The organism is Butyrivibrio sp. TB (assembly GCF_900110805.1).
GTDB lineage: Bacteria > Bacillota > Clostridia > Lachnospirales > Lachnospiraceae > Butyrivibrio > Butyrivibrio fibrisolvens_C.
This window is the reverse complement of record NZ_FOER01000013.1, coordinates 65,913-86,156: the sequence shown is the minus strand read 5'-3', so window position 1 is coordinate 86,156 and position 20,244 is coordinate 65,913. Positions and strand designations below refer to the sequence as shown.

General features: G+C 39.3%; 15 protein-coding genes. 12 read left to right on the top strand and 3 right to left on the bottom strand.

All coding sequences use genetic code 11. The features are described 5' to 3' along the window. Positions 1-15 precede the first annotated feature (15 nt). The gene (locus tag BMX21_RS10260) at positions 16-1,308 is read right to left on the bottom strand and encodes an ATP-binding protein (RefSeq protein ID WP_092043974.1); all 1,293 of its coding nucleotides are present in this window, start codon (positions 1,306-1,308) and stop codon (positions 16-18) included. Between the two features lie 538 nt (positions 1,309-1,846). Between BMX21_RS10260 and BMX21_RS10255 the strand changes: the two genes are divergently transcribed. Then, positions 1,847-2,302 carry a hypothetical protein gene (locus tag BMX21_RS10255; protein WP_092043971.1) on the top strand — a complete coding sequence of 152 codons (456 nt, stop codon included), beginning with the start codon at positions 1,847-1,849 and terminating at the stop codon, positions 2,300-2,302. A gap of 475 nt (positions 2,303-2,777) precedes the next feature. Next, a complete protein-coding gene (locus tag BMX21_RS10250; RefSeq protein ID WP_092043968.1) occupies positions 2,778-3,035 on the top strand; it encodes a hypothetical protein in 258 nt (85 codons plus the stop codon). A 128-nt stretch (positions 3,036-3,163) separates the two neighbouring features. On the opposite strand, the gene BMX21_RS10245 is transcribed toward BMX21_RS10250, so the two are convergent. Further along, the gene (locus BMX21_RS10245) at positions 3,164-5,272 is read right to left on the bottom strand and encodes a GGDEF domain-containing phosphodiesterase (protein WP_022755945.1); all 2,109 of its coding nucleotides are present in this window, start codon (positions 5,270-5,272) and stop codon (positions 3,164-3,166) included. Positions 5,273-5,446: 174 nt separating this feature from the next. Between BMX21_RS10245 and BMX21_RS10240 the strand changes: the two genes are divergently transcribed. The 7 genes from BMX21_RS10240 to BMX21_RS10210 all read left to right on the top strand — a co-directional run bounded on the left by BMX21_RS10240 (position 5,447) and on the right by BMX21_RS10210 (position 14,378). Then, positions 5,447-6,319 (top strand): class I SAM-dependent DNA methyltransferase, encoded by an 873-nt coding sequence (locus BMX21_RS10240; protein WP_022755946.1) that lies wholly within the window; start codon positions 5,447-5,449, stop codon positions 6,317-6,319. Between the two features lie 33 nt (positions 6,320-6,352). Next, a complete protein-coding gene (gene hslO, locus BMX21_RS10235) occupies positions 6,353-7,219 on the top strand; it encodes an Hsp33 family molecular chaperone HslO (RefSeq protein WP_034464675.1) in 867 nt (288 codons plus the stop codon). Positions 7,220-7,503: 284 nt separating this feature from the next. Beyond that, on the top strand, positions 7,504-9,531 hold the full coding sequence (locus tag BMX21_RS10230; protein ID WP_092043965.1) for a methyl-accepting chemotaxis protein: 2,028 nt from the start codon (positions 7,504-7,506) through the stop codon (positions 9,529-9,531). Between the two features lie 198 nt (positions 9,532-9,729). Further along, entirely contained in the window at positions 9,730-10,593 is an 864-nt protein-coding gene (dapF, locus tag BMX21_RS10225; protein ID WP_092044031.1) for a diaminopimelate epimerase, read from the top strand. A gap of 639 nt (positions 10,594-11,232) precedes the next feature. Further along, positions 11,233-11,688 (top strand): ACT domain-containing protein, encoded by a 456-nt coding sequence (locus BMX21_RS10220; RefSeq protein ID WP_022755950.1) that lies wholly within the window; start codon positions 11,233-11,235, stop codon positions 11,686-11,688. Positions 11,689-11,835: 147 nt separating this feature from the next. Then, complete coding sequence (locus BMX21_RS10215; protein WP_092043962.1) at positions 11,836-13,044, top strand: homoserine dehydrogenase; 1,209 nt, start codon at positions 11,836-11,838, stop codon at positions 13,042-13,044. A 14-nt stretch (positions 13,045-13,058) separates the two neighbouring features. Beyond that, positions 13,059-14,378, top strand: a complete 1,320-nt coding sequence (locus tag BMX21_RS10210) for an aspartate kinase (protein WP_022755952.1) — start codon at positions 13,059-13,061, stop codon at positions 14,376-14,378. Between the two features lie 220 nt (positions 14,379-14,598). On the opposite strand, the gene BMX21_RS10205 is transcribed toward BMX21_RS10210, so the two are convergent. After that, a complete protein-coding gene (locus BMX21_RS10205; protein WP_092043961.1) occupies positions 14,599-15,501 on the bottom strand; it encodes a hypothetical protein in 903 nt (300 codons plus the stop codon). 718 nt (positions 15,502-16,219) lie between these two features. Here BMX21_RS10205 and BMX21_RS10200 point away from each other — a divergent pair. The 3 genes from BMX21_RS10200 to BMX21_RS10190 all read left to right on the top strand — a co-directional run bounded on the left by BMX21_RS10200 (position 16,220) and on the right by BMX21_RS10190 (position 20,236). Further along, entirely contained in the window at positions 16,220-16,738 is a 519-nt protein-coding gene (locus tag BMX21_RS10200; RefSeq protein WP_022754956.1) for a DUF6106 family protein, read from the top strand. A 95-nt stretch (positions 16,739-16,833) separates the two neighbouring features. Next, positions 16,834-18,291 (top strand): IMP dehydrogenase, encoded by a 1,458-nt coding sequence (guaB, locus tag BMX21_RS10195; protein WP_022754957.1) that lies wholly within the window; start codon positions 16,834-16,836, stop codon positions 18,289-18,291. Positions 18,292-18,541: 250 nt separating this feature from the next. Further along, on the top strand, positions 18,542-20,236 hold the full coding sequence (locus BMX21_RS10190; RefSeq protein ID WP_027203168.1) for a glutamine--tRNA ligase/YqeY domain fusion protein: 1,695 nt from the start codon (positions 18,542-18,544) through the stop codon (positions 20,234-20,236). Positions 20,237-20,244: the final 8 nt, after the last annotated feature.

Genomic DNA, 20,244 nt, shown 5'->3' with positions numbered 1-20,244 from the left:
GATTATAGTTTGTGGCTAATTTTTCAGACATCCAATAGGAATAACATATACGCCGTCTTCACGCTTATAACCATATTCAGTCGCGGTTATGACAAGCTTAAGATCCGGCAATCTTAGCGGGACCTGTTTTTCCTTTTTGTTGTACTCTCCAATGAGTCTTTCTATCTTGCATAGATGTTCGGCGCCCATATCAATTTCTTTACTTCCGAGTTTGAATTCTATCAGAGCATATCGCCCATCCTTAAGATGGAGTACTGCATCCGCTTCCAAACCATAGCGATCATGGTAATATGAGACTTCTCCGTTCATTCCGGAGGAATAAATCTTTAGGTCTCTGATACATAATGATTCAAAAAGGAAACCTAATGTCTTGAAATCGGTATTGAAGTATTCAGGCGAAAGACCAAGTGCTGCTACTGCTATGGATGGATCCACTAGATTTCTTTTGTTACCGGATCTGATTGCTTCTTTTGAACGGATTGCGGGACACCATGCAGGAAGTTCGTCTATTATGTATAAATCTTCAAGATCATGGAAATAATCATAGAAAGTAGGCTTTGATATTCCCGTTGCCTGCGAAGTATCTGAAAAAATGGTTTTTGTTTCTGCCAAAGTACATATATTTCTTGAATAGGATCTTAGCAGACGTTCTGCCCATAAAGGATTCCTTTTTACATGGCTGATATTAGAAATATCAGTATGACAAGTCTGGTAAAAGAGATCAGATGCGATAGAAAGCGCAGCTTCCCTGTTCTCGACATCAATACTTTGCGGCCATCCGCCACGACAGATAGCATAGATCAGGTCGTCAATCGTCAGCTTAGACTCTTCCCATTCGATATCCTTTCCTTCAAAAAGATCCATAAGAGAAACGGTACCCGAAGACTCGCCGCTCTCATACAGACTCATAGGAAACATACGAAGTGTTGAAATCCTCAGTGTTCCGGTATGAGCCGTTTCAACCTTCTGGGAAGATGAGCCGGTAAGGATATACTGACCTTTTAACCCGGAGTCGTCCACGCTTTTACGTATTGCTCCCCAAATCTTCGGAGCATCCTGCCATTCGTCAAACAGCCTTGGTTTATCTCCGATCAGAAGCTTTGAAGGCATGTTTTCGGCAACGGACAAAAGCCTTTCTCTGGTATCTTCATCTTGAAACTCTATATAGCTATTTGCATAATGCTTTGCAGTTGTTGTTTTTCCACAGCCCTTTGGTCCCACGATTAATGTTGCACCAAAAGCCTCGAGCTTTAGTTCTAACGCGGAATCAGTTATTCGGTTGCGATATATCTTTTCTGTATTATCCATATGTTATTCACCTCAAGGATGATTATACCTCATTTAACATATATGTGCAATTCTGTTTTACATTTATGAGGTAGGGTGCATTACATATATGTGATATAATATTTTACAGATTTGTGACAGCAATTTAAGGGATTTGACCGACTGAAAGAGTATGCTCCCGCGACGGGAGAAGTACGATTCCTACGACTTACCGAAAAACAATATGCCAATATTACTTATTTGACCGGCTGTCCGGATGAACAAGAAAAAAACGTTGGTACGAACTGTCACATCATACTATAATGAATCCATGAACATGATGCTGTGGTATCAAACTGATCAATATTTTGAAGAAGGTTGTATTTAAAATACAAGATATGCTACAAATACGACCTTCCAAATTTGGAGGGTCGTTCAACAGAGCTTGAAGACTATATATACAACGAAATGATGTAGGAGGAAACAATATGTCACTTTTGATGATAGTTTTTTTGCGATCATTTTCTTAGTATATAGTTCGGTAAAAATCATAAAAGGCGAAGAAGATGCAGATTCCAAAATGTTTTGGGGATCTTTTGTTATCGTTCTAGCTTATTTTGCTTTGTACATATATCCAAATGCTGAACCATTAGGGGTATATCCTGTAAATACAGAGGTGAAATATTATGATGATACGTATTCGGTAATTGTTGACATAGAAGTTGGGTATGGTGGCGAATATTTTGACTATGATGATTTCTATTCTAAAACATATATCCCCAGAACTATACACTGGCCTAATGGTGGATATACTGCTCTTGATCAAGAAAACCCATCGTATACAAAAAAGCATGGGAAATATTTGAACGTACATTCGGCAGATGAGGAAGACCGTTATGAAATATTGATACCTCAAATCCAATATCTACCAACTGATAAATTATTATCTTTAGGATGGATGGGAGTTGTTTTTATCGGATCTATTGGAGTGGGCGTATTTACAATTATATATGCATTAATTAAAAATAAAAAATAGGCGGTAATTAACACTCGCTAATACCCACGGGCAAGCCCGTGGGGGGTGTCTAACAACCCTAAGTGAGTAGCCTAAGCCTTGAGACAGAGGCTACGTTACCGGAGAATATATAGGCACCTTGGGACGTAATACCTAATCCCATGCACTTGCGGTCAGTGATTAAACAGTCCTGTGGTATAGGGGCGGTGTTGCTGATATAAAACCTCCGGATAACATTGGCAAATGTATACAACCACCCTTCGCAAATACGACCCTCCAAATTTGGAGGGTCGTTCAACTTATTTTTTATATATGACACTAATAAAAGATTTCGAATAGATTAACAAGCAGCCCGTCTGTGCGCCGAAGCGATTGATGGTGTACTAAATAAAGTGTATTATTTATATATATGCATTGTAATACCATTAGAACGCATTTTTGGACACCCTGAATAATCGGCGTTTGAAACTTTTGTCTATAACAGGAGGCAAATAATATGAGCATTGTTATATCCATTGCTGTTTTTGTCGTATCATGGATTCTTGGTGTGATTGGCTGGGCACAGATAATTGGCGGATTACAAAACCTTAAGAGCCGAGGCGTACCAATGATAATCACAATCGTTTTGTGGAGTGCAATTATATTCATAAGCTTCTTGTGTGTTAAACACTTCTTAAGCACTCGTATATTAGTATGGACTATTGCTATGGCAATTTCTTTAATACAGGTTTTACTTCAAGGAAAAATCCAATAATATTTCACATGTTATAAGGAGCTGGTATGATTCAAATACGACCCTCCAAATTTGGAGGGTCGTTCAACCAACCAAACGTTCCTACCATTAATGTTGTGGTTGATAAGTTAGCACAAAAGATTAAAATGTTAAAAGTGCTTTTCATAATCCGGCGGATATTGCATATTTCTGGCAAGTGACAGGTATTTTTGTCTTTGATTGATCTTAAAAGGAAGAAGTATGTATATCTGTGTACGATCTTCAAACTCTGGAACAATGGAGTGATAGAAGCCTACAAGATACTCAACGTTATTTTCTTTTAATCTGCTTTGTACAGTTGTGATGTCATAATAGTTTTTAAAATTGTCACGCTCATCTTCGGGAAGGTAATTATCTGCATACATAGATACAGCTTCTACAGCGTCAGTACTTTCATCAGTTATTCGGTTCTGACTGGAATTAAGATATATGTTCTCTACACTTCCATCTTCATCATACAGATCTATCCTGAAATATAGTGTAAGCATATGGCGCATAGAGGCTTGAATATTTTGAGCCTGTTGTATGCTCTTTTGTGAAGACAGATTTGTACTAGATAGAAGGAAGGTTGCTTTGTCTCCGCTTCTTGCAAGAAACTTAAGTCGTTCATTTATAATAGCACCATTTATGATAAGGTCGGTTGACTCTATCTTGCCGGTGTTCTCAGCTTTTTTTGCAAGTTCAAAGAACATGTCGTTTTCACGCATGCCGGATTCCTTGGCTCTGTCTTGCGCCTGTTCTTTAGAATGAATATTGAGATGTGCAAGAAGGTCTTTAAAGGTATCATTATAAAAGATATATCTTAGATTTCTTTCACCTTCTATTTCGCATATGGCTATGGCCTCTTCACTGAATATCCTTGTCATAGAGGTATCAAATGGAGACGGGGAGATAACATTAACTTCACCCATCTTATCATAATAGTTATGAAGATCAGATTCTTCACAGTTATAATCCATCTGAACGTTAAGATCGCAGGGTTTGGGCTTTCCAAACAGAAATCCCTGTATCTTTTCGCAGCCTATAGAACTAAGGAAGTTAAACTCTTCCTCGGTCTCTATACCTTCTGCCAGGGTATGCATCTTGAGCGTTTTGGCCATGTTGATAACACTGGCGAGGATTATCCTTGATCTTGGATTATCATTCATATCCTTAAGGAACATTCTGTCGATCTTGATGACATCGAACTGATATGCCTGAAGGTTGTTAAGAGAGGAGAATCCGCTTCCAAAATCGTCCATCCAGATCTGATAGCCGGCTTTTCTGAAGTTTTCAACACCTGTTTCAAGGGAATTGTTGGCCTGGGCAAAAGCTCCTTCTGTAACTTCTATATTGATGAGCTTTATTGGAACTTTATGTTTTCTTCGCAGGTTGTCAACTTCCTCAAAAATATCACATAGTAGGAAATCAAGGCGTGATAAGTTGACAGATATAGGCTGCACAGGAAATCCGTTGTCGATAGCAGCTCTTTGAACCTGACATACCTGGTCTATGATACACAGATCCAGTTTGTGGATGAGTCTGGCATTTTCAAGAATCGGAACGAAGACTCCCGGAGATACGAATCCGTAAGTGGGATCTATCCATCTTGCCAGTGCTTCATAGCCGCAGATCTTCCTTGTAAGAGATCTTACTTCGCATTGAAAATAGGGCTGTATATAATGATTTTTGACAGCCTGTTCGAAGCCTGTGATTATATAATGCTTAAAATCAAGCTCCTGTTCGATGTTTTCATTGTAGATCATTATATAATTATCAAGGTTATCTTCTATATAGTCGCAGGCAAGCTTGGCGCAGTCTATCATCTGAGTGGGCTTTTTGTCTTTTTTGTCATTAATATATATTCCGCAGTTTATATGAAGCGGAATTGTGGATTTATAACTTAGAATATCTTCCTGTATTCTGGCAAGGCTGCCCGTTATCTTGTCAGTATCAATAGTCTTGACATAGAGTAGGAATCTGTCACCCGAGACCCTTCCCAGAAGATCTGTAGGGAATGCATCATGAATTTTGTCTGTTAGGAAATCAAGAAACTGATCACCCTGTGCAAAACCATAATTTTGATTAAAAGACTTAAAATTGGACACGTTAATAAAAATGAAAGCGCAATCCTCTTTAGATATAGTCTCAGCGTTTTCATTTATTTTATTCAAAAAAATTGCGATGGTCACACAATGAGTTTTTGATCCTAATTCCTTTTCATTAAGGATTTCAACCATATATAGCCCCCTGAAGTTTTGTTGTTATTCTGACGTTATACATAGATATAAACATCCAGAATCGCATATGTAATTTCGGAATATTTAGCTTAAAACTTTATAGGAAAAAAGCATGGAAGCCGAGCGCCGATATTTATGTTAGAATTGTGAGAAGATGAAAGGATGTGACTTATTATGGATTCATATACTGATTTTGCACTTGTATACGATACATTTATGGATGAAACCCCATACAGCGAATGGGCGGATTTTATAAGTGATCTTATTCAAAAATATGGTATTACAAAAACTAAAAAGCAGGATAAATCCCCGCAGGATTCTAAAGAATCAGATGGACTAGACGGCGGTGATGAAAAACAGCTTCTTTCGCAGGAGCGTGACCTTGTAGTAGAACTTGGCTGCGGCACGGGTTCTTTTGCCCAGGAGATGGCAGGGAGAGGCTATGATATCATGGGTATAGACAATTCTGAGCAGATGCTGCAGATTGCGATAGACAAAAGGGACAAATCCGGTTATGATATCATGTACCTTGAACAGGATATGAGAGAGTTTGAGCTTTACAGCACAGCAGGAACCTTTTTAAGTGTGTGTGACAGTGTCAATTATCTTACAGATCCGGAAGATGTTGTTAAGATGCTAAGACTTGTCAATAATTACCTGTTTCCGGGTGGTATCATCATCTTTGATTTTAACACAGTTTATAAATACCGTGATGTTATAGGCAACACAACTATAGCCGAAGACAGGGATGATTGTGCTTTTATCTGGGATAACTGGTATGACAGTGATACCTGTATCAATGAGTATGATCTGACTATCTTCGTACATGAAGAAGGTGACAGATACAGACGTTTTAACGAGACTCATTTTCAAAGGGGATATACTCTTGAGGAGATGATAGGCATAGTAGAAGCATCCGGCATGGATCTTGTTACGACTATAGATGCAGATACACACGAGGATCCTACAGATGAGAGTGAGAGGATATATATTATTGCCAGGAAGAATTCTGATAATAATATAACAGTTTATAAGGAAGAGGAATAAGAAGTGGATAATAGTACAAATTATAACGACTATATGGTGCGTGCAACAGCTGCATCAGATCAGATAAGAGCATTTGCAGTTACATCAAGAGATCTTGTGGAGACTGCAAGGAAGGCTCATGATATAAGCCCTATAGCTACAGCTGCTCTTGGACGTCTTATGTCAGGAACTATCATGATGGGATCCATGATGGAGCATGAGAAAGATCTTATAACAGTCAAGATTGAAGGTGATGGTCCTCTTGGAGGAGTTCTTGCAACAGCCAACAATATAGGTCAGGTCAAGGGTTATGTTAATAACGGTGATGTTGTCCTTCCTCCCAACAGTGCAGGGCATCTTAATGTTGGCGCAGGCATTGGCAAGGGTACATTCACTGTTATCCGGGATATGGGTCTTAAGGATCCTTATGTAGGGCAGGTTCCGCTTTATACCGGCGAGATTGCAGAAGACTTCACATACTATTTTGCCAAGTCCCAGCAGACTCCCTCATCAGTAGGTCTTGGAGTTCTTATGAACCATGACAATACTGTTAGAGAGGCAGGAGGCTTTATAGTGCAGCTTATGCCTTTTGCAGACGAGGCTGTTATATCACATCTTGAAGAGAATCTTAAGAAGTTCACTACAGTTACAGATGTGTTAAAACAAGGCAAGACTCCCGAGCAGATGCTTGAGATAGTACTTGACGGTTTCGATATCAAATGGAACGGCCGTATGCCTGTACAGTGGCACTGCAACTGTTCCAAGGACAGAGTTTCAAGAGGACTGGTTCTTCTTGGCAGAGCCGAACTTGATAATATCATCAAAGATGGTAAGCCTATAGAGACTAAGTGTCATTTTTGTGGCAAGAAATATGATTTTGATATAGACGAACTCAAAGAGCTTTATAAAAGCGCAAAGTAAGAATTTGCTATTAACGAATACACGATCTATAACCTAAACAGAAGACTTCGCCCATGTTAACGTAGTTGCAAGGGTGAAGTCTTTTTTTTGGTGTTACGATTTTAGTCACGCGCTTAATTGCATTTTCCTTCATAAAGTTTTTTGTTTTTTTGGCCGATAAGAATTATTGAGAGTGTGTTGTCTTTTTTGCCACTCTTACCTTTGCCCACTTGGCTCTGGCATAGGTTTTTTATCAGGATGATCCAATTTAATATGAATGCTTTGGATACTGGAGGTTATTGTCTATGAGCAAAGATTCTAAAGGAAAAGCTTCTTTGAAACCAACAAAAAGCGTTAGTGGCAAACTTATGATGGTTGTAATTCCGATCATTGCAGTTGTTATCGTAGGAGTTATTGCACTTATTACGATCAACGCAAGGAGTATCATAACAGTTCAGGCTAGTAACAGACTCATAGAAGAGTCAAGAGCTAATGCCAATTCTATCGGAGTAGAGATTACAGAGCTGGTAAAATATACTGAATCTGTTGGTGATTCGTTGCAGGTTGCTGATATTGATTCTGATGATGATATCATGGCCTTTATGGAGATAGTAATAGCTAACAATGAGAATGCATCAGATGCATATTTGGCCATAGGAAGTGATACCTTTATAGACGGTTCAGGGTGGGTTCCGGATGAAGGTTATGATCCTACAACAAGAGCCTGGTATCAAAGAGGCATAGAAAGTGACTCTGTTCAGATTGGGACTCCTTCACTTGACCTTACAACAGGTCAGATGGCAGTGGTTCTGTCTAGAAAAGTTACGCTTGCAGATGGGAGAGAAGGTGTATTTGCTGTAGACATGCTTATAAGCAGTATAGCAACTCAAGTTGGCGAATATAAGCCGCTTGAAACAGGCGGAAGTATGATGCTTGACGGCGATATGATAATTTCATACTTCACTTCAGATTTTAATGGAACCAGCGTAACTGAGCATTCAGACGATACCTTCCTGACACAGGCTTATGAATATGCTCAGACAGGTTCTGAAGAACTTACATTGATAAAATCATATACTGGTGATACATATGGTGTTGTTGTTTCCAAGGTACCTGGCACTTCCTGGTCACTTATATCTTCTGTGTTAGAAGCTGATGTATTTGCAGAACTCAACAAATTTATATATCTTGTTGCTGCAGTTGCTGTTGTAGTTATATTAGGAATCGCAGCTATAATGTTCACTCTTATCAATTCTATAGTTGCAAAGCCTGTCAAGAGGCTTACAGGTGATATTGCCAAGATCGCAGAGGGAGACTTTAGAGTTGATATTAAGACAGGTGGCAATGACGAGATAGGTAAGATGAACAATGATATGAGTGAATTTGTCGTTAATATGAGAAATACACTCGGAGATATTCAAAATGAGGTTAACAAACTCGCAGGTGAAGCATCTTCCAGTAAAGATGCATCATACAAGCTCACCAATGAAGCTACTGAACAGGCTCACGGTATGCAGCAGATCAAGGATGCTATGAGTGGCATGGCTGATGCCGTTACAGAGCTTGCCAATAATGCAACAGAGCTTGCAACAGAAGTATCCGATCTTACAGAAAGGGGCCAGGCTGCCAACGGTACTGTTACCAATCTGGTAGAAAAAGCTAAGAACGGTAAAGAAGATATGGAAGCTGTTCAGAAGGGTATGAGTAATATCTCAGCTTCCATGACAGATATGAATGAAGTAGTAGAAGTAGTAAGAGACTCTGCACAGAAGATCAATTCTATTATTGAGATGATCACATCTATTGCAGAACAGACCAATCTTTTGTCACTTAATGCTTCCATAGAAGCTGCACGTGCAGGAGAGGCCGGCAAGGGATTTGCTGTTGTTGCTACAGAGATCGGTAGCCTTGCCACAGACTCTGCTGACTCCACAACTCAGATTGCCAAGATCCTTGAAGAGATAACCCAGCAGATCAATTCCCTGTCAGAGAAGTCTCAGGTCAATATGCAGGAGATCGATACCAATGTTGAGGCGGTGTCCAAAGCCGGCAATACATTCGCAGAGATATTCCAGAGTCTGGATGAGACCAGCGCTACTGTTAACGAGATGATCGACAAGATTGGCAAGGTTGATACTATTGCAACATCTATGGCAGCAATTTCGGAAGAGCAGTCAGCTAGTACTCAGGAAGTAAGTGCAACTGCCGAGAATCTTGCAGAAAGTGCTCAGGCTGTATCAGATAGCAGTAAAGGTGTTGATGAAAGTGCAAGTACTGTTACTGAATCTGCCAACTCTATTGAAGGCTATGTAAGGAAGTTCATAATAAATTAAAATAATATATTGCGGCAGTAGCGAGTAAATTCGCTATTGCCGCTTTTTTTATTACTTGTATAATATGACGTAAGGAATATGAAGAACAATCAGATCACTACACTGATATGTGGTGATCAGAAGATGGTTCGATTTGGACTTGCCCTGAACAAAATATATCAAAAATAATAAAAGGATGGAAATAATACTATGTCGTTGATTGAATTTACCAAGATGCATGGCGCCGGCAATGATTATATATATATCGATGGAGCCAAAAATGTGATACCTGAAGTTATAAAGCCTGAAGTTGTAAGGAAGTTGTCCGACCGGCATTTTGGTATCGGCGGTGATGGTGTTATTTTTATAAACCCAATTGAGGGCGCCGATTTTGAGATGGAGATGTACAATGCTGATGGTTCAAGAGGTGAGATGTGTGGCAATGGTATCAGATGCGTTGCCAAGTATGTTTATGATCATGGCATGACAGACAAGACCAAGGATCTTGCGATAAGTTCTTTTGGAAGGAATCGTTATCTTGATCTTACTGTAAGTGGTGGCAAGGTTACTATGGTAAGAGTCAATATGGGTGCTCCTATATTAGAACCTGCAAAGATTCCTGTAGAAGAGTCGAAGTTTCGTGATAAGGATAGAATAGTGGATTACCCTATACCGATTGAAGACAGGAATTTCAGAATGACCTGTGTATCTATGGGCAATCCTCATGCAGTTGTTTTTGTCACAGATCAGGATAATCTTAGTGAGTTCCCTTTGGAAAAATATGGAAAGAAATTTGAAAACCATCCTTATTTCCCGCAGAAAACCAATACAGAGTTTGTTCATGTAGATGACAGAAAAAATGTACATATGCGTGTATGGGAAAGAGGATCAGGAGAGACTCTTGCATGTGGGACAGGGTGCTGCGCTACAGCGGTTGCCTGCATTTTAAACGATCTTACAGAAGATGAGATTACGGTTCATGTTCTCGGCGGAGATATAATCTGCAGATGGGACAGACAATCAGGCAATGTCTATATGACAGGCCCTGCAGAAACAGTTTTTGAAGGAAGCATTGAGATCTGAAATATAGAATGCAGGAACATAGCCATATTCAACCTTTGAACAAGCGTGATCGATTTGTATATTGTTAATTTTTTACAAAAAATTTATCAAAATTATGGAAACTTTGAAGTGCCAAAAAGTCTTGATTAGATAGAGATAATCGGTTACATTATAGAAGACGCTTATAGAAGTGAACCACGGATTGATCACCATCGTAGTGTACGGGTTGGGGAACCGGTATTAAGCGATGCAATCAGCTTCAGGACCAGGGAGGTATGAATGTTTATATAATTATCGCCTATGTAGTGGGAGGCGGTATCTATATATAAGTTGCATGGCAGCATGTGATGAATGACGTTTAAAGACCTGAAATACTGACTTACATCACGGGCATGGTGTTGATCTATAAGTTTGAAGGAGCACTTGCGACAGGGAGTTGCAAGATGCTTCTTTTTTTGTAATAGTTTCCTGTATATTCTACTTGAACACTGACTTTCATGTATCACATTCGGTTTTTTGGTCAATATTTATGTATCTTTATGCATTTTGAGAAAATGTTTGGACAATATTTCTGATTGCCTCTGCCACTTTAGTGTGATAGAATATCTTTCATGGACGTACAAATGTCCGCGTAGGGCAAACTATCATGTAGGAGATATCATGAAAGAACATTCCGGATATTACATTGTTCAAAGACAGGCTATACCAGAAGTGCTTATTAAAGTCGTCGAAGCCAAGAAACTTCTTGAATCCGGCAGAGTCCGTACTGTTAACGAGGCAGTTGCCAAAGTTGATATCAGTAGAAGTTCTTTTTATAAATACAAAGACGATATATACGAATTCCATGATTCTCTTTCGGGATCCACATTCACACTTACATTTCAGATAGATGATGAGCCGGGACTTTTGTCAGATGTCCTGGGGATCATTGCAAGATCAGGAGCCAATATCCTGACCATTCATCAATCTATACCTATTGACGGAGTAGCATCTCTTTCTGTCAGTCTCCAGGTAATCGATGAAGGCGTTAGTGTTACAGATCTGTCTGCAGCAATAGGTCAAAGGTCCGGGGTACACAAGGTTCAGATAAGCGGACGTGGTAACGGTGTTTCCTAATAACTGTCATCTATTCAATAATTTAAATTTTTTTATATAAATATATCCTTATACAGTTTTTATGTGCTATACTTTCGAATTATAAGGATTTTTACATTTTTTTGCATAAATATGCGTGGGCATCCATGCGGATCAAAGGGAGGCAATATGGCCAAGGCAGCAGTATTAGGTTATGGAACAGTTGGAAGCGGTGTGGTTGAAGTTCTTGATACTAACAGCGCAGAAGTTGAAGCTAGTGCCGGCGAGAAAGTCGAAGTTAAGTATATTCTTGACCTTCGTGATTTCCCGGGAGACAAACATGAAAGTCAGATCGTTCATGATATAGAAGTTATTTTAAACGATCCTGAAATAGATGTTATCTGTGAGACTATGGGTGGCCTTGAACCGGCTTTTACCTTTGAAAAAAGAGCACTTGAGAAGGGTATTAGTGTATGCACCTCCAATAAAGAACTTGTGGCAGCACATGGTCCTGAGCTTGTAAGGATCGCCAAAGAGCACAACTGCTCATATCTTTTTGAAGCATCTGTTGGCGGCGGTATCCCTATCCTTCGTACACTTAATACTTCTCTTAAGCATGAGAAGATTGATTCTATTACCGGAATCTTAAACGGAACAACCAATTATATTCTGACAAAGATGGACAGAGAAAAGATTGGATTTGCAACTGTTTTAAAGGAAGCTCAGAACAAGGGCTATGCTGAGAGAAAACCTGAAGCAGACATTGATGGATATGATGCATGTCGTAAGACAGCAATACTTGCTTCACTTATGTCAGGTCAGTATGTAAAGTATGAGGATATAGAGACAGAAGGCATTACCAAGATCACTCAGGAAGATTTTGCATATGCAAGAAGCCTTGGAATGTCCATTAAGCTTCTTGGAATGATCAAGAAGAACAATTCCGGCTTTTTTACTATGGTATCTCCATTTCTTATTCCATCAGAGAATCCGCTTGCATTTGTTAATGATGTATTTAATGCGATCGTAGTTCACGGCAATATGCTTGGAAGCACGATGTATTATGGTAAGGGCGCAGGCAAGCAGGCTACAGCCTCTGCTGTAGTTGCTGATCTTATAGATCTTGTGATCCATAAAGGAAGTCATATGGATGTTAACCTTACAGATTCTCCGGCAGACCTGTCAGATAACGGAAGCTATGTTCATAGATTTTTTGTAAGGGTTGATGAGAATAGTGAAGATCAAGCCAAAGAACTCTTTGGATCATCAATTGAAGTCGCCAGGAGCAAGGATGTATTTGGAGAATTTGCATTTGTTACAGATCTGATCTCAGAAAAAGATTTTAAGGCAAAATATGCGCAGCTCGTGAAAGCAAAAGGATTCCTTCGTGAGCTTTAAGGAGAATACATAAAATGAAAAAGGTAGTAAAGTTTGGCGGTAGTTCACTTGCCAGTGCAAAGCAGTTTGAAAAAGTTGGAAATATCATCAGAAGTGATGAAGGCAGAAGATATGTTATTCCTTCAGCTCCCGGCAAAAGAAATTCCGGTGACAGGAAAGTTACTGATATGCTCTATGCCTGCTATGCACTTGCAGAAGAAGGTAAGGATTTTAGGGTTAAGCTTGCAGAAATAAAAGCTCGTTATGATGAGATTATCACAGGTCTTTCCCTTGATTTCTCTCTGACAGAGGACTTCAAGGAGATTGAAGAGAAGTTCAAGAATAAAGCCGGAAAAGATTATGCTGCATCAAGAGGTGAGTATCTTAACGGCAAGATAATGGCGCAGTACCTTGGATACACATTTGTTGATTCAGCTACTGTTGTATGCTTTGACAAAAAAGGCGAGTTTGATGCAGAAAAGACCAACGAGAAAATGTCTGCAAAGCTTTCTAAAACAGAGCGTGCAGTTATTCCGGGATTCTTTGGTGCTATGCCTGACGGAAGCATCAAGACTTTCTCAAGAGGCGGATCAGATATAACAGGTTCTATTGTTGCCCGCGCTGTTAAAGCTGATGTATACGAGAACTGGACAGATGTGAGCGGATTTATGATCGCTGATCCCCGTATTATCAACAAGCCACAGTCGATTGAGATCATCACATATACAGAACTTCGAGAGCTTGCTTATATGGGAGCATCCGTACTTCATGAAGATTCTATCTTCCCTGTTCGCAAAGAAGGTATTCCGATCAATATCAGAAATACTAACAAGCCTGAAGATGAAGGAACTTGGATCGTAGAATCCACAGCCAGAAAGTCCAAATATACTATTACAGGAATCGCCGGCAAGAAAGGCTTCTGCTGTGTGAACATATCCAAAGATATGATGAATTCCGAAATCGGTTTTGTCAGAAAAGTACTTCAGTCATTTGAAGATCATGATATATCTATAGAGCATGTTCCTTCCGGAATTGATACTATGACAGTATTCGTTCATGAGGATGACTTCATAAGCAAGGAACAGGCAGTAGTCAGTGAGATTCACAGACTTGCAAAGCCTGATATGCTTGAGATTGAATCTGATCTGGGACTTATCGCAGTCGTAGGTCGTGGTATGAAGTCTACAAGAGGTACTGCAGGAAGGATCTTCTCAGCTCTTGCTCATGCCAATGTTAACGTTAGAATGATCGATCAGGGATCATCTGAGCTTAATATCATCATAGGTGTTGAGAACAGAGATTTTGAAAAGGCTATAAGTGCTATCTACGATATATTTGTAGAGACACAGTTATGATAGTCCATAAGTCTTGAATGTAGCGGACTTGTGGCAGGTAGGTATATACCTTATAAATACCTACATCCTAATATTGTTAAGAACAATTTGATCAATTGATTCTTATATGCTTATTCCTAAAATGGCACCTTATCCGTGTTGGATGAGGTGCCATTTTGATGAGAAAGTTTGAGTTAAAAGCTGAATTTAAATAGTTCACGCTGATCATTGCATAGAATTATCAGCTTTCTGAAGGGGCATATTCATTCAAATATTCAAGGAACTTAATAGCCAGGTCTGTTCTACTGGAGTTTCCTATTATTCCAAATATTGGTACTGATCCGGCATAAGTATTGGTGCTTTGCATGAAAGCTGTATCTGATAAGATGATGCCTACAGGAACAGGATCTTCCATGCTGTCAGGATCCGGAAGTACGAAATCATCTTCTGAGACGATGGAACTTGGTGATGATATTCCGAGCATATAGCTTATCTCTTCATCGGATATAGTTTCATCAGTAGCTGCAGAATTCGAGCCAGCTACTGAAGGATCATCTTGTGAGTCTTGGCTTTCATTATCTGCGGTGTTTTCTGAAGATGCTTGTTCATATGTTCCGTCTTCAATAGCTTTTAAGATAGCACCGTCTACATAATAGATATAGCCATCATATTTTTTGAGCTCATCTTCTGACATAAGATCACGAAGATCTGTCATATAGCTGTTTCTTGCATATTGCTCAAATACTGACTGATCAGCGATCATGACATCCAGATCACCTGCAGCGGTTATCGCCATGATACGTTCCTGAGTTGACACGTCATAAGTATTGTAAGAGCTTGTGCTAAGAGTCTGATTGGTATCGATAAGAACGTTGTAGCTGCTTGTATCAATTCCGGCATATCCTGCAAAATCTTCTCCGATAACTTCTCCATCAGGATGCATCGTAGAATTGATCATCATTGCATAGAATCCGTACGGAAGGTTTGAAGCCATATCTCTTATAAGATAAAAAGAAAAAAGTGCGATTACAATGATAACTGCTGTAGGAACTTTATAATAATCCCAAAAGTATGAGACCATTGCCTTGAATCCTTTTTTCCTTACCTTCTTATGCTGCTTTTTAATATCATCCCAAACTGCCATCTTATACCTCGCAACTAATATTTCAGCAGGCTATAATGAGCTGCTGAATAATTCTTTATATATGAATTTTGTTAATACGAATTGTTAGAAGTTCTAAAAAAAGACCTTTAGTCATAATAAATAAAATATCACTTGTGGTCAATTAAAAAAGTATGAATTCTTGAAAGCGTCTTCTGTCATATATCATGTATCATGTCATGAATTATAAAATTCAAACTTCGCACTTGCCAAACATACGCCACCCTTTGAGGCAGAGCCGATATGGACCGTTTATAATACATTTTCGTATCTTTTGAAGGTGTTATAAAATTCAGGAGCATGATATCTGAATCTTTATATTCTTCTTAGGGTCCACCTGTCTGAGCGAAGCGAGTTTGGACCCTAGAATATAAAGATCCAGATATCATGCCCTGAATTATAACACCTTCAAGATACGAAAATGTATTATAAACGGTCCATATCGGCTCTGCCTCAAAGGGTGGCGTATGTTTGGCAAGTGCGAAGTTATTGTGTCTGATACATACAAATTACATAATAAAAACTGTTTTAAGACCGTTTATTTACAATTTTTATATAAAATTAATCAAAGTACGGCTATATCGAGTTGAAAATGCTTGCAAGTTTGGTTAAAGTAATATATCATTACTGTCAAATATTTTTTTGAACAAATATTCTAAAAATATTTGACAATAAAATATTATTACACGGAGATGCGACAATGAACGAACTGGATTATGTTGAATGTATGGTAAAGAGAAAAACATCACCACTTTTTGTTTTTCTTAAATTTGTATGTATTATTCTTGCTGTTATCAGTGCACTTGGTTTTATGACAGGAATAGGTGCTATTATTGGCATGATCGTTACACTTGCATTTACTGTATTTTTTGGTTTTATGGCTTTTCTTTGCAATCTTAATTCCAATATTGAGTACGAGTACCAGTATTGTGAGAAGGAAGTTACTGTAGATAAGATTCTTAACAAGAACAGCCGTAAGCGTGTAGGTAAGTTCGAAACAGAGCGTATGGAAGCTTTTGGCCCCATTAACTCATATCATCTTGACGAATTTAAGAACAAGAACTATCAGGTTCTTGATTTTTCAGACGGTGAAGTTCACCAGCCTGATACAAGATATGCTTTATATTATGACGGACGTCAGAAGCTTATCATGAACCCGGACGAGAGACTTGTTGCTGCTGTATATCAGGTAGCACCTCGTAAGACATTTAAAGATTGATCATTTTGATGCAGGCGCACAGTACTATCGGCACCTGCATCATTCTTAAATAAAGGTAACAATTTAAGTTTATATATAAGAATTAGGAGAATAAAATGGGCAAAATTATCGGTGAAGGAATTACTTTTGATGACGTATTACTGGTACCTCAGTATTCACAGGTCATCCCAAATCAGGTTCAGCTTGGAACACAGCTTACTAAGAGAATCCATCTCAACATTCCAATGATGAGTGCCGGAATGGATACAGTTACAGAACATGATATGGCAATTGCCATGGCTCGTCAGGGTGGTATCGGCATCATCCACAAGAACATGTCAATTGAACAGCAGGCTGAAGAAGTTGATAAGGTAAAAAGATCTGAAAACGGTGTAATTACTGATCCGTTCTCACTTTCTCCGGAACATACACTTGCTGATGCAGATTCACTTATGGCTAAGTTCAAGATCTCAGGTGTTCCGATCACAGAAGGCAAGAAGCTTGTAGGTATAATTACAAACCGTGATCTTAAGTTCGAAACAGATTACAGCCGTAAGATCAAGGAAGTTATGACTTCTGAGAATCTCATCACAGCTCCTGCAGGAACAACACTTGAAGAAGCTAAGAAGATCCTTGGTCAGTCCAAGAAAGAAAAGCTCCCTCTTGTAGATGAGAATTTCAATCTTGTAGGTCTTATCACTATCAAGGATATTGAAAAAGCAGTTAAGTATCCTCTTGCTGCCAAAGACAGCCAGGGAAGACTTGTATGCGGCGCCGGTGTTGGTATTACAGCCAATGTACTTGACAGAGTACAAGCTCTTGTTGATGCCAAGGTTGACGTTGTAGTTCTTGACTCAGCCCATGGTCATTCACAAAATGTTCTTAACTGTCTTCGTATGATCAAGGAGAAATTCCCTGATCTTGATGTTATCGCAGGTAACGTGGCAACAGCCAAGGCTACAAGAGATCTTATTGAAGCCGGAGCTGATGCAGTTAAGGTTGGTATAGGACCAGGATCTATCTGTACTACTCGTGTAGTTGCAGGTATCGGTGTTCCTCAGGTTACAGCAGTTATGGAATGTTACTCAGTAGCAAAAGAGTATGGTATTCCGATCATCGCTGATGGTGGTATCAAGTTCTCAGGTGATATCACAAAAGCTATCGCAGCAGGCGGAAGCGTAGTAATGATGGGTTCAATGTTTGCTGGATGCGATGAGGCTCCCGGTGCAACAGAACTTTTCCAGGGTCGTAAATATAAAGTTTACAGAGGAATGGGTTCTATCGCTGCTATGGAGAATGGCTCCAAGGACCGTTATTTCCAGGAAGGTGCCAAGAAGCTTGTTCCTGAAGGTGTTGAAGGTCGTGTTGCTTATAAGGGAATGCTTGAAGATACAGTATTCCAGCTTATCGGCGGACTTCGTTCCGGTATGGGATATTGCGGATGTAGTACTATCAAAGAGCTTCAGGAGAATGCACAGTTCGTTAAGATCACATCTGCAGCTCTTCGTGAGAGCCATCCTCATGATATCCATATCACCAAGGAAGCTCCTAACTATTCTGTAGATGATAATTGATCAGTAATGCTGAAAAGGCGATTTACTGTAGATAATAGTAGCATGATTAAAGCGGACGGATGTTTATAAGGCATCTGTCCGTTTTTTCTAACTAATAGCAGGATCTAAAGATATTTGTTTTAAAATGTGTATTGCAAGTTGTTTTCTAAAAGTGACAAACGTGTTATGATAAAATAAGCTATGCATAACTGTTAAGAATATGGTCATGTATGGCGAAATATATTTATAGATAAGGATTGGATAATAGGAAATGGCAGAAGTAGTGAATAGTTCCGAAGAGTCAAAAGAAAATGCTCCTTCCAGGAACTTTATTGAAGCAGAGATTGACAAGGATTTGAAGGAAGGAGTCTATGATCACGTTCAGACGAGATTTCCTCCTGAACCTAATGGATTCCTGCATATAGGACATGCCAAGAGTATCATCATTAATTCCGGTATTGCTAAGGAATATGGCGGCAAGTTCAATATGAGATTTGATGATACAAATCCAACAAAAGAAAGATCTGAGTTCATGGATTCTATCATAGCTGACGTCAAGTGGCTTGGTGCAGACTATGAAGATCGTCTTTTCCATGCATCGGATTATTTTGATCAGATGTATGAATATGCAGTTAAGCTTATCAAAAAGGGTAAGGCTTATGTATCTGAGCTTACAGCTGAGCAGATGCGTGAATACAGGGGAACTCTTACAGAGCCCGGCAAGGATGATCCAAACAGAGACAGAAGTATAGAAGATAACCTTCGTATGTTCGAAGAGATGAAGAGCGGCAGCGTAGAAGATGGCGCTATGACACTTCGAGCTAAGATTGATATGTCATCACCTAACATTAACATGCGTGACCCGATCATATATCGTGTAGCTCATATGACACATGCACGTACAGGTGATAAGTGGTGCATCTATCCTATGTATGACTATGCTCATCCTATAGAAGATGCTATTGAAGGTATAACACATTCGCTGTGTACACTTGAGTTTGAAGATCACAGACCGCTTTATGACTGGGTTGTCAGAGAATGCGAATTTGCTAATCCTCCTCGTCAGATAGAGTTTGCCAAGATGTATCTTACCAATGTTGTTACAGGTAAGAGATATATCAAAAAGCTTGTAGAAGATAAGGTAGTAGACGGATGGGATGATCCTCGTCTTGTTACTATTGCAGCTCTTAGAAGAAGAGGTTATACACCTGAGTCTATCAGGAAGTTCGTAGAACTTCTTGGTGTATCCAAGGCTAACTCTTCAGCTGAGATGGCAATGCTCGAGTATTGTATCCGTGAAGATCTTAAGCCTACTGCTAAGCGTATGATGGCTGTCCTTCATCCTGTAAAGCTTATAATCGACAACTATCCTGAAGGACAGACAGAGAAAGTTACTATTGAATATAACAAAGAGAACCCTGAGATGGGAAGCCGTGAAGTTACATTCGGAAGAGAACTCTATATTGAAGCAGAAGACTTCATGGAAGAGCCTCCTAAGAAATACTTCCGTATGTTCCCTGGCAATGAAGTCCGTCTCATGAACGCTTATTATGTTAAATGCACAGGATGCGAAAAGGATGCAGATGGCAATGTGACAGTTGTTCATGCTGAGTATGATCCTACTACAAGAGGTGGTGACAGTGCTGATGGTCGTAAGGTCAAAGGTACTATCCACTGGGTATCTGCAGCAGGAAGCAGAGACTGCGAAGTTCGTCTTTACGAGAATCTTACAGATGAGGAAAAAGGCGTATACAACGAGGAAGACGGATCACTCAACTTAAATCCTAATTCGATTACTGTGATCAAAAATGCTAAAATAGAAGAAGAGCTTGTAAGTGCACAGAAATATGACAGATTCCAGTTTGTAAGAAACGGATATTTCTGCGTTGACAGTAAGGATTCCAAAGACGGTGAACCGGTATTTAACCGTATCGTTTCACTCAAGAGTTCATTTAAACTCAGTTAAAGGAGTGT

Coding starts and splice junctions, on each gene's coding strand:
- guaB (WP_022754957.1), top strand. CDS start 16,834: ATGGGCAAAATTATCGGTGAAGGAATTACTTTTGATGACGTATTACTG.
- hslO (WP_034464675.1), top strand. CDS start 6,353: ATGGTGCGTGCAACAGCTGCATCAGATCAGATAAGAGCATTTGCAGTT.
- BMX21_RS10255 (WP_092043971.1), top strand. CDS start 1,847: ATGTTTTGGGGATCTTTTGTTATCGTTCTAGCTTATTTTGCTTTGTAC.
- BMX21_RS10260 (WP_092043974.1), bottom strand. CDS start 1,308: ATGGATAATACAGAAAAGATATATCGCAACCGAATAACTGATTCCGCG.
- BMX21_RS10205 (WP_092043961.1), bottom strand. CDS start 15,501: ATGGCAGTTTGGGATGATATTAAAAAGCAGCATAAGAAGGTAAGGAAA.
- BMX21_RS10200 (WP_022754956.1), top strand. CDS start 16,220: ATGAACGAACTGGATTATGTTGAATGTATGGTAAAGAGAAAAACATCA.
- BMX21_RS10250 (WP_092043968.1), top strand. CDS start 2,778: ATGAGCATTGTTATATCCATTGCTGTTTTTGTCGTATCATGGATTCTT.
- BMX21_RS10240 (WP_022755946.1), top strand. CDS start 5,447: ATGGATTCATATACTGATTTTGCACTTGTATACGATACATTTATGGAT.
- BMX21_RS10220 (WP_022755950.1), top strand. CDS start 11,233: ATGAAAGAACATTCCGGATATTACATTGTTCAAAGACAGGCTATACCA.
- BMX21_RS10230 (WP_092043965.1), top strand. CDS start 7,504: ATGAGCAAAGATTCTAAAGGAAAAGCTTCTTTGAAACCAACAAAAAGC.
- BMX21_RS10215 (WP_092043962.1), top strand. CDS start 11,836: ATGGCCAAGGCAGCAGTATTAGGTTATGGAACAGTTGGAAGCGGTGTG.
- BMX21_RS10190 (WP_027203168.1), top strand. CDS start 18,542: ATGGCAGAAGTAGTGAATAGTTCCGAAGAGTCAAAAGAAAATGCTCCT.
- BMX21_RS10245 (WP_022755945.1), bottom strand. CDS start 5,272: ATGGTTGAAATCCTTAATGAAAAGGAATTAGGATCAAAAACTCATTGT.
- BMX21_RS10210 (WP_022755952.1), top strand. CDS start 13,059: ATGAAAAAGGTAGTAAAGTTTGGCGGTAGTTCACTTGCCAGTGCAAAG.